Source organism: Variovorax sp. 22077 (genome assembly GCF_052044195.1).
GTDB classification, from domain to species: Bacteria; Pseudomonadota; Gammaproteobacteria; order Burkholderiales; family Burkholderiaceae_C; genus Variovorax; species Variovorax atrisoli.
In genome coordinates this window covers 40,733-54,263 of the sequence record NZ_JBQEQC010000013.1, presented here as the reverse complement: position 1 = coordinate 54,263, position 13,531 = coordinate 40,733, and the positions used below count along the sequence as shown (strand labels likewise).

General features: G+C 69.5%; 14 protein-coding genes and 1 pseudogene. 8 read left to right on the top strand and 7 right to left on the bottom strand.

The features are described 5' to 3' along the window. Positions 1 to 2: 2 nt before the first annotated feature. The 4 genes and pseudogenes from ACTJLF_RS19510 to ACTJLF_RS19495 all read left to right on the top strand — a co-directional run bounded on the left by ACTJLF_RS19510 (position 3) and on the right by ACTJLF_RS19495 (position 2,466). On the top strand, positions 3 to 1,229 hold the full coding sequence (locus ACTJLF_RS19510) for an ABC transporter permease (protein ID WP_440883743.1): 1,227 nt from the start codon (positions 3 to 5) through the stop codon (positions 1,227 to 1,229). After that, positions 1,222 to 1,905 carry an ABC transporter ATP-binding protein gene (locus tag ACTJLF_RS19505; RefSeq protein ID WP_440883742.1) on the top strand — a complete coding sequence of 228 codons (684 nt, stop codon included), beginning with the start codon at positions 1,222 to 1,224 and terminating at the stop codon, positions 1,903 to 1,905. Before ACTJLF_RS19510 ends, ACTJLF_RS19505 begins: the two co-directional genes overlap by 8 nt. Before the next feature lie 101 nt (positions 1,906 to 2,006). Then, positions 2,007 to 2,156: pseudogene (locus ACTJLF_RS19500) on the top strand (universal stress protein); the annotation flags it as partial. A 1-nt stretch (position 2,157) separates the two neighbouring features. Continuing rightward, the gene (locus ACTJLF_RS19495; protein WP_440883741.1) at positions 2,158 to 2,466 is read left to right on the top strand and encodes a universal stress protein; all 309 of its coding nucleotides are present in this window, start codon (positions 2,158 to 2,160) and stop codon (positions 2,464 to 2,466) included. A gap of 2 nt (positions 2,467 to 2,468) precedes the next feature. Here ACTJLF_RS19495 and ACTJLF_RS19490 read toward each other — a convergent pair whose 3' ends face one another. From ACTJLF_RS19490 to ACTJLF_RS19480, 3 genes are read right to left on the bottom strand one after another with little or no spacing between them, the layout of a single operon-like run. Continuing rightward, on the bottom strand, positions 2,469 to 2,891 hold the full coding sequence (locus tag ACTJLF_RS19490; RefSeq protein ID WP_019657363.1) for a YeeE/YedE family protein: 423 nt from the start codon (positions 2,889 to 2,891) through the stop codon (positions 2,469 to 2,471). Between the two features lie 10 nt (positions 2,892 to 2,901). Then, complete coding sequence (locus tag ACTJLF_RS19485) at positions 2,902 to 3,336, bottom strand: YeeE/YedE family protein (protein WP_440883740.1); 435 nt, start codon at positions 3,334 to 3,336, stop codon at positions 2,902 to 2,904. Then, positions 3,336 to 3,659, bottom strand: coding sequence for a metalloregulator ArsR/SmtB family transcription factor (locus ACTJLF_RS19480; RefSeq protein WP_440883739.1), 324 nt, complete (start codon positions 3,657 to 3,659; stop codon positions 3,336 to 3,338). Before ACTJLF_RS19480 ends, ACTJLF_RS19485 begins: the two co-directional genes overlap by 1 nt. Positions 3,660 to 3,726: 67 nt before the next feature. Between ACTJLF_RS19480 and ACTJLF_RS19475 the strand changes: the two genes are divergently transcribed. Beyond that, a complete protein-coding gene (locus ACTJLF_RS19475) occupies positions 3,727 to 4,620 on the top strand; it encodes an MBL fold metallo-hydrolase (RefSeq protein WP_440883738.1) in 894 nt (297 codons plus the stop codon). A gap of 23 nt (positions 4,621 to 4,643) precedes the next feature. Here ACTJLF_RS19475 and acs read toward each other — a convergent pair whose 3' ends face one another. Further along, positions 4,644 to 6,620, bottom strand: a complete 1,977-nt coding sequence (gene acs / locus ACTJLF_RS19470) for an acetate--CoA ligase (RefSeq protein ID WP_440883737.1) — start codon at positions 6,618 to 6,620, stop codon at positions 4,644 to 4,646. Positions 6,621 to 6,742: 122 nt separating this feature from the next. Between acs and ACTJLF_RS19465 the strand changes: the two genes are divergently transcribed. Both ACTJLF_RS19465 and ACTJLF_RS19460 read left to right on the top strand, forming a co-directional pair. Then, entirely contained in the window at positions 6,743 to 7,060 is a 318-nt protein-coding gene (locus tag ACTJLF_RS19465; protein ID WP_019657358.1) for a DUF485 domain-containing protein, read from the top strand. Further along, on the top strand, positions 7,057 to 8,793 hold the full coding sequence (locus ACTJLF_RS19460) for a cation acetate symporter (protein ID WP_019657357.1): 1,737 nt from the start codon (positions 7,057 to 7,059) through the stop codon (positions 8,791 to 8,793). The genes ACTJLF_RS19465 and ACTJLF_RS19460 overlap by 4 nt, the downstream gene beginning before the upstream one ends. Before the next feature lie 77 nt (positions 8,794 to 8,870). On the opposite strand, the gene ACTJLF_RS19455 is transcribed toward ACTJLF_RS19460, so the two are convergent. Together ACTJLF_RS19455 and ACTJLF_RS19450 are read right to left on the bottom strand one after the other, a co-directional pair. Beyond that, positions 8,871 to 9,797, bottom strand: coding sequence for a histone deacetylase family protein (locus tag ACTJLF_RS19455; protein ID WP_440883736.1), 927 nt, complete (start codon positions 9,795 to 9,797; stop codon positions 8,871 to 8,873). 84 nt (positions 9,798 to 9,881) lie between these two features. Further along, the gene (locus tag ACTJLF_RS19450; protein ID WP_019657355.1) at positions 9,882 to 10,307 is read right to left on the bottom strand and encodes an Hsp20/alpha crystallin family protein; all 426 of its coding nucleotides are present in this window, start codon (positions 10,305 to 10,307) and stop codon (positions 9,882 to 9,884) included. Positions 10,308 to 10,447: 140 nt separating this feature from the next. Between ACTJLF_RS19450 and ACTJLF_RS19445 the strand changes: the two genes are divergently transcribed. Continuing rightward, on the top strand, positions 10,448 to 10,855 hold the full coding sequence (locus tag ACTJLF_RS19445) for a c-type cytochrome (RefSeq protein WP_020723314.1): 408 nt from the start codon (positions 10,448 to 10,450) through the stop codon (positions 10,853 to 10,855). Here the strand turns inward: ACTJLF_RS19445 and ACTJLF_RS19440 are convergent. After that, positions 10,788 to 13,451, bottom strand: a complete 2,664-nt coding sequence (locus tag ACTJLF_RS19440; RefSeq protein ID WP_440883735.1) for a bifunctional acetate--CoA ligase family protein/GNAT family N-acetyltransferase — start codon at positions 13,449 to 13,451, stop codon at positions 10,788 to 10,790. The genes ACTJLF_RS19445 and ACTJLF_RS19440 overlap by 68 nt on opposite strands. Positions 13,452 to 13,531 lie beyond the last annotated feature (80 nt).

Below are 13,531 nucleotides of genomic sequence, written 5' to 3'. Positions count from 1 at the left end.
CCATGAAGAGCCGCTGGCTGCCCTTCGAATGGATCGTGGCGCTCCGCTTCCTGCGCGAAGGGCGGATGCAGACGCTGTTCATCGTGGCCGGCATCGCGATCGGCGTGGCCGTGATCGTGTTCATGTCGGCGCTGCTCAACGGGCTGCAGTCCAACTTCGTGCGCCGCGTGCTCACGGCGCAGTCGCAGATCCAGCTGCTGCCGCCGAAGGAGGTGGCGCGTCGGCTCGGCGCGGGCAGCGCGCTCGAAGATGCGGTGGTGCAGGCACCGCTGCAAAGGCTCAAGTCGATCGACCAGTGGCAGTCGGTCGCGGCGCAGGTTCGCGCGATGCCGGACGTGGAGGTGGTCGCGCCCACCGCGAGCGGTTCCGCGCTCGCGATCCGCGGCGAGGCGAGCCGCGCGGTCTCGGTCAACGGCATCGATCCGGCGCTCTACTTCCTGATCGTGGCGTTGCCCGAGAAGATCGTGCGCGGCAGCACGCGCCTCACGCCGGGCGACATCCTGATCGGCACCGACCTCGCGAGCGACCTGGGCGTGGGCGTCGGCGACAAGCTGCGGGTGTCGTCGGCCAGCGGCGGCGACCAGACGCTCATGGTGACCGGCCTGTTCGACCTGGGCAGCAAGCCCGCCAACCAGCGCACCACCTTCGTGGCGCTGCGCACGGCGCAGAGCCTGCTGGGCCTCGTGGGCGGCGTCTCCAGCCTCGAGGTGAAGGTCAAGGACATCTACGCCGCCGATGTCATCGCACAGCGCATCACCGCGGCCACCGGCGTGGAGGCCGACAGCTGGATCGCCACCAACGCCCAGTTCTTCACTGCGGTGCAGGCGCAGAAGACCTCCAACACCACCATCCGCTTCTTCGTGGGGCTGTCGGTGGCCTTCGGCATCGCCAGCGTGCTGGTGGTGTCGGTCGTGCAGAAGTCGCGGGAGATCGGCATCCTGCGCGCGATGGGCATCTCCCGCGGCCAGGTGCTGCGGGTGTTCCTGCTGCAAGGCGGGCTGCTGGGGCTGCTCGGTTCGCTGGGTGGCGCCGGCATGGGGCTGGTGGCGCTGTTGCTGTGGCAGCGCTACGCACTCAACCCCGACGGCACACCGCTCTTTCCGCTGGCCATCGAGCCGGGCCTGTTCGTGGCGTCGCTGCTGCTGGCCACGCTGACAGGGCTGGCGGCGGCGTTCGCGCCGGCGCTGCGCGCGGCGCAGCTCGACCCCGTGGTGGCGATCCGTGGCTGAGCCGGTCGTCAGCCTGCGCGACGTGCGCAAGGCCTTCAACCTGGGGCTGCCGAACGAGACGCAGGTGCTCCACGGCATCGATCTCACGCTGGCGCGCGGCGAGTTCTGCGCGGTCATGGGCCCCTCGGGTTCGGGCAAGAGCACGCTGCTGAACATCGTCGGGCTGCTCGACCGGCCGACCAGCGGGTCGCTGTGCATCGGCGGCCGGGAGACCCGTCTGCTCGACGAGCGCGCGCTCACGCGGCTGCGCGGACACAGCATCGGCTTCATCTTCCAGTACCACAACCTGCTCGCCGGCTTCTCCGCGCTGGAGAACGTGGCGATGCCGATGCTCGGCGATGCCGGCTTCTTCAGGGACGACATGGCGCAGCGCGCGTCCGCGCTGCTTGAGAGCGTGGGCCTGGCGAAATGGCGGGACAGCATGGTCACCCAGCTCAGCGGCGGCCAACAGCAGCGAGTGGCCGTGGCGCGCTCCCTGGCGATGGATCCGCCGCTGTTGCTCGCGGACGAGCCCACGGGCAACCTCGACACGAAGTCGGCGGATGCCGTCTTCGAGCTGCTGCGCAAGGCCAACCGCGAGCGCGGCATGGCGGTTCTCTTCGTCACGCACAACCCCGAGCTGGCCGGGCGCTGCGACCGCATCATCCAGGTGGTGGACGGCAAGATCCGCGGTTGATGCATGTCAATCCGAAGGCCGCGGCGATGCCCAGAATGGATGGGTGAAGAGCGTGCAGGCACTGGGGCTGCTGACGCAGCCCCGTCCGGCAAGGAGCCACCGTGTACCGACGAATACTCGTTCCCATAGACGGCAGCCCGGCATCGGCCCAGGGCATCGAGGAGGCGATCGGCCTTGCCCGGCCGATGAGAAGCCGGGTGCGGCTGCTCCACGCCATCGACGACCTCTCGGTTTCACGGGCCGGCTTCGCCCATGACCGATCGCCCGAGCTGCGCGCCGAAGCCGCGCGCATGCTTGCGCGCAGCGCCGAGCGCGTGCGTTCGTTCCGCCGGCGTCGAGGTCGACACCGTGCTCTACAGCGAAGCGGACGGCACCGTGGCCAGCCTCGTCGCGGACGAGGCACGGGGATGGCACGCCGACCTGATCATTGCCGGCACGCGAGGCCGGCGAGGCCTCGGGCAGCTGCTGCTGGGAAGCAGCACCGAGCGGATCGTGCGCGGCACCGGCGTTCCCGTGCTGCTGGTGCATGCGGCCGCAGGCGAGCAGACAGCCGCAGGGTAGTGTCAGGCCCGTGGCGCGCGGTGCTCGATGAGTTCGAAGAGGCCCATGCCCGCGAGCATCGCGAGCACGAAGACGAAGGCCTTGGATTCGCCCATGCCCAGGGCGACGAGGCCCGGACCGGGGCAGAAGCCGGCGATGCCCCAGCCCACCCCGAAGACCAGGCTGCCCAGGACCAGGCGACGGTCGATCTCGCGCGCGGACGGCAGGCGCATCGCCGCGCCCAGCAGCGACACGCTGCGCCGCCTGGCGGCGAGGAATGCGATCGATGCGATGCCGATCGCGCCCGCCATCACGAAGGCCAGGGATGGATCCCACCGTCCGGCCAGGTCCAGGAAGCCGAGCACCTTGGCCGGATCGGCCATGCCCGAAACGATGAGGCCGAGCCCAAAGACCAGGCCTGCGAGCAGCGAGACGAAAAGGGTCATGGCGTTCTCCTCAGATGCCGAGCAAGTGGCGCACCACGAACACCGTGGCGAAGCCCGCGCCCATGAACGCGCCCGTGGCCACCAGCGAGCGCGGCGACAGACGGGAGAGGCCGCAGACCCCGTGGCCGCTGGTGCAGCCGGAGCCGTAGCGCGTGCCCAGTCCGACGAGCAGGCCGGCCAGCACCAGCGTGCCGTAGCCGGCGTCGATCTGCGGGTGGGGCAGCGACGTGAAGAGCAGGTAGACCGATGGCGCGCCCACGAGCCCGAGCACGAAGGCGGCACGCCAGCCGATGTCGCCCTTCGAGGGCCTGAGCAGGCCTCCCAGCACGCCGCTGATGCCTGCGATGCGCCCGTTGAGCAGCAAGAACATCGCCGCGGCGATGCCGATGAGTACGCCGCCTGCCAGCGAGGCGAGGGGTGTGAAGTGGTTCCAGTCGATGGACATCATTTCTCCGGGGGGCAGTAGAGGCGATAGAGCACGCGCAGGATCTCCATGAGCGCAGGATCGGCCACGCTGTAGAAGATGTTCTTGCCTTCGCGGCGGGTGTCGACCACGCCTTCGTTGCGCAGCACGCCCAGCTGCTGCGACAGCGTGGGCTGGTGGATGCCGAGCGTTTCCTCGAGGTTGCTCACGCACATCTCGCCCTGCGAGAGCTGGCACAGCAGCAGCAGTCGGTCTTCGTTGGCCAGCAGCTTGAGCGCCGCGACTGCCTTGCCGGCGGCGCCGCGCAGCACTTCGGGATCGATGGCGAGGGTGGATTTCTTCACGGGACGGGTTGACGTTTTCGATTTGAATATTATATTTAAATATATATTGTTTGTCTCGGGAACCGCCATGACCGCACGCACAACCATCCAGGGTTTTTTCGATGCCGCCACAGGCACCGTGTCCTACGTCGTGTGGGAGCACGCGGGAAGGCATGCCGCGGTCATCGATCCGGTGCTCGACTACCACTTCAGGTCGGGCCACACCGGCACCGCCTCGGCCGACAGGCTGCTGGCCTACCTGCGCGAGCACGCGCTGCAGCTCGAGTGGATCCTGGAAACGCACGCGCACGCCGACCACCTTTCCGGCGCGCGCCATGTCCAGCAGCATGCAGGCGGAAAGATCGCCATCGGCGAGAACATCCGCGTCGTCCAGGCGACCTTCGGCAAGCTCTTCAACTTCGAGCGCGCCTTCCTGCCCGACGGCAGCCAGTTCGACCATCTCTTCAAGGACGGCGAGGTCTTCCGAATCGGCGAGATCGAGGTCACCGCCTGGCTGGTGCCGGGCCACACGCCCGCGGACATGGCCTACCTGGTCGATGGCGCCGTGTTCGTCGGCGACACGCTCTTCATGCCCGACCTCGGCAGCGCACGCGCCGACTTCCCCGGCGGCGACGCCCGCCAGCTCTACGCGTCGATGCGCAGGCTGCTGGAGCTGCCGCCCGAGACGGCCATGTACGTCTGCCACGACTACCCGCCGGCATCGAGGCAACCCGGCTGGCAGACCACCGTGGCGCAGCAGCGCGCGCACAACATCCACGTGCGCGACGGCATCGGCGCCGACGAATTCGTGGCGATGCGCACCGCGCGCGACGCGACGCTGGACGTGCCCACGCTGATCCTGCCTTCGATCCAGGTGAACGTGCGCGGCGGTCGCCTGCCGCCTGCCGACGACAACGGCGTCGCGTACCTGCGCATCCCGGTGAACGCGCTTCCCGCGCACCGGCACCCGGCGGGCCGATAGCGGTCCGCCGCCATCCGCGCGGGTCAGTGCGTCTCGGTCAGCTGATCGAGAATCGCCGGGTTCTCCAGCGTCGACACGTCCTGTGCGATCGCCTCGCCCCTGGCGACCGAGCGCAGCAGGCGCCGCATGATCTTGCCGCTGCGCGTCTTGGGCAGGTTCTCGGCGAATCGGATCTCCCGGGGCTTGGCGATGGGGCCGATCTCCTTGCCGATCCACGCGCGCAGTTCTGCGGCCAGCCGGTCCGCCTCCTTGCCGGCGGGGCGCGGCTGCTTGAGCACCACGAACGCGCAGATCGCCTCGCCCGTGGTCTCGTCGGGCCGGCCGACCACCGCAGCTTCGGCCACCAGCGCCGTACAGGCCACGAGCGCCGATTCGATCTCCATCGTGCCCATGCGATGGCCGCTGACGTTGAGCACGTCGTCGATGCGCCCGCCGATGGTGAAGTAGCGCGTGAGCCTGTCGCGCGCCGCGCCGTCGCCAGCCAGGTAGCAGCCGCGCAGCTCCGGCGGAAAGTAGCTCGACCGGTAGCGCGCGTCGTCGCCCCACACCGCGCGGATCATGCTCGGCCAGGGCTTCTTGATGACCAGCAGGCCGCTCTCCCCGTCGGGCACATCGTTGCCGGTCTCGTCGACGATGGCGGCCTCGATGCCCGGGAAGGGCAGGGTGCACGAGCCCGGCACGAGATCGGTGGCGCCGGGCAACGGCGTGATCATGTGGCCGCCGGTCTCGGTCTGCCACCAGGTGTCGAGCACCGGGCAGCGCCCGCCGCCCACGTGCTGGCGGTACCACTCCCAGGCAGCCGGGTTGATCGGCTCGCCGACCGAGCCCAGCACGCGCAGGCTGCCGAGGTCATGACGATCGGGGTGCACGGCTGGGTTGCCCTCGGCCGCCTTGATGAGCGAGCGGATGGCGGTGGGGGCCGTGTAGAACACCGTGACGCGGTGCCGTTCGATCATCTGCCAGAAGCGCCCCGCGTCGGGATAGGTGGGCACGCCCTCGAACACCACCTGCGTCGCACCGATGGCCAGCGGGCCGTAGGCGATGTAGGTGTGGCCCGTGACCCAGCCGATGTCGGCCGTGCACCAGAACACGTCGTCGTCGTGCATGTCGAAGGTCCACGTCGTGGTGAGCGCCGCATGCAGCAGGTAGCCGCCGCTGCAGTGCTGCACGCCCTTGGGCTTGCCGGTCGAGCCCGAGGTGTAGAGCAGGAAAAGCGGGTGCTCGGCACCGACCCACGCGGGCTCGCAGATGTCGCTGCGGGTCTGGGTGAGTTCGTGCATCCAGACGTCGCGCGGCGTCCAGTCGATGGGTTCGCCGGTGCGCCGATGGACGATGACCGAGCGCACCGCCTCGCAGCCGCCGAGCGCGAGGGCCTCGTCGACCAGCGCCTTCAGCGGCAGCCGCTTGCCCCCGCGGACCTGCTGGTCGGCGGTGACGATCACCGTGGCGCCGGTGTCCGCGACCCGGTCGCGCAGCGCATGCGCGGAGAAGCCGCCGAACACCACCGAATGCACCGCGCCCAGCCGTGCGCAGGCCTGCATCGCCACGACGCCTTCGACCGACATCGGCATGTAGATGACGACTCGGTCGCCCTTGCCCACCCCGAGCGACTTCAACGCGTTGGCCATGCGGCAGGTCTGCGCCAGCAGCTGCGCGTAGGTCGTGCGGGTGACCTGGCCGTCGTCCGACTCGAAGACGATCGCCACCTTGTCGCCCCGGCCACTGGTGACCTGGCGGTCCAGGCAGTTCCACGAGACGTTGAGCGTGCCGTCCTCGAACCACCGGTAGTGCGGTGCGTCGCTGCTGTCCAGCACCTTGGTGAAAGGCGTCTTCCACGCGACGAATTCGCGTGCCAGGCGGGCCCAGTAGCCCTCGTAATCGGCTTGCGCTTCGGCCACCAGTGCATCGTAGGCGGCGCGGCCCGCGACATGGGCATTGCGCGCAAGGGCCGGCGGCGGCGCATAGGTGGGCAGGCGGGGCTGGAGATCGGGAGCGTTCATGTCTCGTGTCCTTGGATGGGTGCGAGATCTTTGCCGGCACCCAGCGGGAAAAGCTTGCGCCAGCGCAAGCCTCGCGCCGATGCGGACGTTCCTAATGCGCCCATCGCCAACAAGGAGACGCCATGAAAGACGAACTGGCTGCGCGCATCGCGGCCGATCCCAAGTACCAGCAGCTCAAGCGCCGGCGCGACCGCTTCGGCTGGACCCTCGCGGCGCTGATGCTCGTCGCCTACTACGGCTTCGTGCTGCTGGTGGCCTTCGACAAGGACTTCCTGGCGCGGCGCATCGGCGACGGCGTCATGACCCTGGGCATGCCCATCGGGTTCGGCGTGATCGTCTTCACCGTGGCGATCACCGGCTACTACGTCCGCCGCGCCAACGCCGAGTTCGACGCGCTCTCCGATGCCGTCGTCGAGGCCGTGAAGGGGAACAAGCCATGAACGCACGTTCCGCAAGCATCCTGCGCGCGCGCTTTGCCGCGCTCCTGTGCGTGCTGTCGACGGTTGGCGCGGCAGCCCACGCGGCCGGCGCCGACCTCGGCCAGCTGCAGAAGCAGGCCACCAACTGGACCGCCATCGGCATGTTCGGCCTTTTCGTGGTGGCAACCCTCTTCATCACCAAGTGGGCCGCTGCGCGCACCCGTTCCGCGGCCGACTTCTACACGGCCGGCGGCGGCATCACGGGCTTCCAGAACGGCCTTGCCATCGCGGGCGACTACATGTCCGCGGCGTCGTTCCTCGGCATCTCGGCCGCGGTGATGGCCTCCGGCTACGACGGGCTGATCTACTCCATCGGCTTCCTCGTGGGCTGGCCGGTCATCACCTTCCTGATGGCGGAGCGCCTGCGCAATCTCGGCAAGTTCACCTTCGCCGACGTCGCGGCCTTCCGCTTCGAGCAGACGCCGATCCGCATCTTCGCGGCCTCCGGCACGCTGGTGGTGGTCGCGTTCTACCTGATCGCGCAGATGGTGGGCGCCGGGCAGCTGATCAAGCTGCTGTTCGGCCTCGAGTACTGGGTGGCGGTCGTCATCGTGGGCTCGCTCATGATGGTCTACGTGCTCTTCGGGGGCATGACCGCCACGACCTGGGTGCAGATCATCAAGGCCGGCCTGCTGCTGGGCGGCGCGAGCTTCATGGCGATCTCGGTGCTCTGGCACTTCGGCTTCAGCCCCGAGGCGATGTTCGCGGGCGCGGTCAAGGTCAAGACCGACCTGGCGCTGAAGGACGGCAAGGCCGCCGAGGTGGCTGCGAGCATCGGCCAGTCGATCATGGGGCCGGGCAATTTCGTGAAGGACCCGGTCTCGGCCATCTCCTTCGGCATGGCGCTCATGTTCGGCACGGCCGGGCTGCCCCACATCCTGATGCGCTTCTTCACCGTGCCCAGCGCGAAGGAGGCGCGCAAGTCGGTCATGTGGGCGACCGGATGGATCGGCTACTTCTACCTGCTGACCTTCATCATCGGCTTCGGCGCCATCACCTTCGTCCTGACGAACCCCGACTTCCTCGATGCGAAGGGCGCGCTCAAGGGCGGCGGCAACATGGCTGCGATCCACCTGGCGAGCGCAGTGGGCGGCAACGTGTTCCTCGGCTTCATCTCGGCGGTGGCCTTCGCCACGATCCTGGCCGTGGTGGCGGGCCTCACGCTTTCGGGCGCATCGGCCGTCTCCCACGACCTGTACGCCACCGTCATCAGGAAAGGCGACGCGGGCAGCGCGGCGGAGCTGCGTGTCTCCAAGATCACCACGCTGGCGCTGGGCGCGCTGGCGGTGCTGCTGGGGATCGTGTTCGAGAAGCAGAACATCGCCTTCATGGTGTCGCTGGCCTTCGCCATCGCGGCCTCGGCCAATTTCCCCGTCCTCTTCATGTCGGTGCTCTGGAAGGGCTGCACCACGCGCGGGGCGGTGATCGGCGGGTTCCTCGGGCTGGTGTCCTCGGTGGCCCTCACGGTGGTGTCGCCCTCGGTGTGGGAGGCCACGTTCGGTCATCCGGCCGGCTCCTCGCTGTTCCCGTACACCTCGCCGTGCCTGTTCTCGATGAGCATCGCCTTTGCGGGCATCTGGCTTTTCTCGGTGCTCGACCGCAGCGCGCGCGCGCAGGTCGACCGCGGCGGCTTCCTCGCGCAGCAGGTGCGCTCGGAAACCGGCATCGGGGCGCACGGGCCCAGCGGGCATTGAGTCCGGGCCCCGTCGCCGGGCCTCGCGGCCCTCGGTGCCGGTGTCCAGGTCGCCCGCGCTCCGTCCGATCCGTCCGATCAGTCGGCGCCGATCAGCACCTTGACGTGCGCGGCCGCGCTGCGCGCCAGGGCGCTCAGCGCGTAGCCGCCCTCCAGGCACGACACGACGCGCCCGCCGCAGTGGTGCCGCGCCGTCTCCATGATCCTGCGGGTGACCCAGGCGTAGTCGTTTTCCACCAGGCCGAGATTGCCCATGTCGTCCTCCCGGTGCCCGTCGAAGCCTGCAGAAACGTAGATGAGCTCGGGGGCGAAGGCGTCGAGCGCGGGCAGCCAGTGCTGCGTGACGGCCGCCCTGAACGCATCGCCGCCCGAGCGCGGGGGCAGGCCGATGTTCACCATCCGCAGGCTGTTGTCGTCCTCGCCCGAGAACGGATAGAGGCCCTGCTCGAAGATGGAGCACATGAGCACGCGCTCGTCGTCGCGGAAGATGTCGGCGCTGCCGTTGCCGTGGTGCACGTCGAAGTCGATCAGGGCCACGCGCTTCAGGCCGTGCGCATCGAGCGCGTGGCGCATGCCCACCGCCACGTTGTTGAAGAAGCAGAAACCCATGGCGGCGTCGCGCGTGGCGTGATGGCCGGGCGGACGCACGTTGCAGAAGGCCGTGGGCGCTTCGCCCGCCAGGACCAGATCGGTGGCGAGCACTGCCGCCCCGGCGGCGCGCAGCGCGGCCTGGAGGGTGTGCGGGCTCATCACGGTGTCGGGGTCGACGAAGCGGTGACCCTCGGTGGGCGCCATCGCCGTGAGTTCGCGCACGTACGACATCGTGTGCGCGCGCGCCAGCTGGGCGGCCGTGGCAAGCGGGGCGTCGTGAGGGGCCATGTAGTCCAGCAGCCCCGAGATCAGCAATCGGTCGTGGATCGCGGCAAGCCGCTCGGGGCATTCCGGATGGCCCGCGCCCATGTCGTGGCGCGCGCAGTCCGCGTGGGTGATGTAGGCGCTCAGCATGCGGGCTCCTTCGCTCCCTTTCTCCTTCGAAGGCGGGGCGGCCCGCGCGGGGAGCCCGCTGCCGGCGGCACCAGGGCACGGTCGCTACTGGATCTTCAGCGTGGTGCGGGCCGTGCCTTCGCGCTTGGGCAGCGTCAGGTGCAGCACGCCGTCCTCGAGCTTGGCCACGGCGGTCTTGTCGTCGACTTCGCTGGCCAGCGAGAAGCCGCGCGACATGCTGCCGCGATAGGTCTCCCGGACGATGGAGCGGCCTTGCTTCTTTTCCTCGTCCTTCCTGACCTCGGCCGAGATCGAGACGTAGCTGCCGTCGATGGAGACGCGCACGTCTTCCTTCTTCGCGCCGGGGATCTCGGCGGTGACGAGGTATTCCTTGTCGTTCTCGCTGATGTCGAGCCGGATGTCGGCCGGCAGTTCGGCCTCGTCGATCAGCTGCAGCGGACGCGCCCAGCGGCGCAGCATGTCGGGAAAGAGGTTCTCGATACGGTCCAGGCGGGACAGTGCGGTGTTCATGCGCTTACTCCATGAGTGGGTTGAGGGAACTTCAATCTAGGCGCGCGCGGCGGGATTTCCGTTGCGCTGGATCAAGCGCGCCGGCTGTCGACGCGAGAGGATGCGAGGCCGACGTTCAACACCGCTCGAAGGAGAGTTCCATGCGCCCGATTCCCATCGCCTGCAAGACTGGCCGCATGTCGGGGTGCGGTGCCGCGGCCGCGCTCGCCCTGTCGCTCTGCCTGGGCCTGCATGTCAGCCCCGCCCCAGCCCAATCCCGGGGCGAGCTGCTCTACAACGCCAACTGCGTCGCCTGCCACAACGAGAAGATGCATTGGCGCGGCAGGAAGCTGGTCAACGACTGGGACAGCCTCGAGGAGCAGGTGCGGCGCTGGCAGCAGGCCTCCTCGCTGGGCTGGCGCGACCAGGACATCATGGAGGTCGCCCGCTATCTGAACGACCGCTTCTACGGCTTCGCGCCCCCGAGCGCGACCACCCTGCTCAAGCCCTCAGTTGCAGCACCATCCGACGCAGGTCCGACGAAGGCGGCTCGGCCGGATCGGCCTTGAAGCCCAGCGCGGCCGTGAGCTTCAGCATCCGGGTGTTCTCGCGCAGCACGATGCCCACCAGCCGCAGGGTGCCGCGGCTGCGCGCGTGCTCGATCAGCCGCTCGAACAGCACCTTGCCCAGCCCCTGGCCCTTGAGCTCGGAGCGCACGACGAGCGCGAACTCGGCCTCGACGTTGTCGGGATCGCACACCGTGCGCGCCACGCCGAGCGTGCGGGCATGGCCTTGCGCATCGACGTCCTCGGCGATGAAGGCCATCTCCCGGTCGTAGTCGATCTGCGTCAATCGCGCGAGCTCGCTGCGCGGCATTTCCTTGCGCACCGAGAAGAAGCGCATCCGCATGTCCTCCGCGTCCAGCGACTCCAGGAAGCGTCGATGCTGCGGCTCGTCCTCCGGCCTGATCGGCCGCACCACGATTTCGCGCCCGTTCCAGGTCTGCGTCCGCACCCACTGGTCGGGGTAGGGCAGGATCGCGAAGCGCGCGGTGCCGTGCTGCGGCGTACGCGACAGCCGCATGCGCGCGTCGAGCGCCAGCGCACCATGCTCGTCGACCCACAGCGGATTGATGTCCAGCTCCGCCAGCCGCGGCAGATCGGCCAGCATGCGCGAGACGGCGACGAGCACGTCGTGGAGCGCATCGAGGCGAGCCGGCGGATGGTCGCGAAAGCCGGCCAGCAGGCGTGCCACGCGGGTACGCGACACCAGTTCCGCGGCGAGGGCGCGGTTCAGCGGGGGCAGCGCGATGGCCGTGTCGGCGGCGGCCGCCACCGCGGTGCCCCCCTGGCCGAACAGGATCACGGGACCGAAGACAGGGTCGATGCTGGCGCCGACGATGATTTCCTGGGCGTGCGGGCGGTGCAGCGAGTGCTGCACGGTGAAGCCGTCGATCTGCGCCAGCGGCCGGGCGTTCCTCACCGCTTCGAGCATTTCACCGGCTGCGCTGCGCAGCGCGGCTTCGTCGCGCAGGCCCAGCCGCACGCCACCGACGTCCGTCTTGTGCGTGATGTCGCGCGAGAGGATCTTCAACGCCAACGGATATCCCAGCCCCTTGCCGGCCTCGACCGCCGCCTCGGCCGTCGGCGCAACGGCGACGGTGGGCACCGTCTCGATGCCGTAGGCCTGCAGCAGCGACTTGGCCTCCTGTTCGCCGAGCCATTCGCGCTGCTCGGCCAGCGCCGCGTCCAGCGTCGCGCGCACCGCATCGGTATCGGGCACGGCGCCATGGGCGGCGCCCGGCGTCTCCATCAGGATCTCCTGGTTGCGCCGATAGGTCTGCAGCATCGCAAAGGCATGCACCGCTTCTTCGGGCGAGGCGTAGTCGGCCACGCCGGCCTCCTCGAAGAGCCTGCGCGCCTGGGTCACCGCAGCGTCGCCGAGCCAGGCGCTCATCACGCGCGAGGCCTGGCCGCGCACCAGCGGCAGGCACGCGCGCGCGATGTCCTCGCTGCGCACGATGGCCGTGGGTGCATGCATGAACAGCACCGCCCCGGCCGACGTGTCGGCCAGCAGTGCGCCGAGCGTCTCGGCATAGCGCTCGGCGGGTGCGTCGCCGATGATGTCGATGGGGTTGGCGCGGGACCAGTTCGCCGGCAACGCTGCGTCGAGGCGGGCGAGCAGCGCGGAACCCGGGTCGGCCAGCACCACGCCCTCGCGCGCCGCCGCGTCGGCGGCCATCACGCCGGCGCCCCCGCTGTTGGTCATGACCGTGAGCCTGCCGTGGCCATTGCCCCGGAAGCGCGACAGAGTCTCTGCGGCTAAAAAGAGCTCCTGCAGCGTGTCGACGCGCAGCATTCCGGCGCGCCGCAGCGCGGCGTCGTAGACCGCGTCCGACCCCGCCAGTGCGCCCGTGTGCGAGGTGGCGGCGGCAATGCCGTGGCCGGCGCGCCCGGCCTTGAGCACGATCACCGGTTTGTTGCGTGTGGCCGCGCGCGCGGCGGACATGAACTTGCGCGGCGACTCGATGGATTCCACGTACAGCAGGATCGAGCGGGTGTGCGCATCGCTGGCCAGGTGGTCGAGCAGGTCGCCGAAGTCGACGTCGCAGTGTTCGCCCAGCGAGACCATGTGCGACAGGCCCACGCCGCGGCTGCGGGTCCAGTCGAGCACGGCCGTGACCAGTGCACCCGACTGCGAGACGAAGGCCACGTCGCCCGCCAGCGCGTCGGTGTGCGCGAAGCTGGCGTTCAGGCCGATGTGCGGACTGAGCAGGCCGAGGCAGTTGGGTCCCAGCAGGCGCAGGGTGAAGGGGCGCGCCGCCTCCAGCGCGGCCTGCTTTTGCCGCGGCTCCAGGCCGGCCGTGATGATCACCGCCGCGTGGGTGCCCAGTGCGCCGAGCTCGGCGACCAGCGGCGCGACCGTGGCCGGCGGCGTGCAGATCACCGCCAGGTCGGGCGCGGCAGGCAGGTGCGCCGCGTCGGGGAAGACGGGCACCCCGTCCAGCGAGGCATGTTTTGGATTCACCCCGTGCACCGCGCCCTTGAAGCCGCCGGCGCGCAGGTTGCGCCATACCGTGGCGCCAACGCTGGCAGGCCGGTTCGAGGCACCGAACACGGCGACGGAGGCCGGCGACAGCAGGCGGTCCAGATGACGGATGGTCATGGCATTGAAGACGGCGCGGCAGTGACGGGACATGCCATCGTGCGGGCCGCCGCGACCTGCCGGCTTGATGCACGTCAACC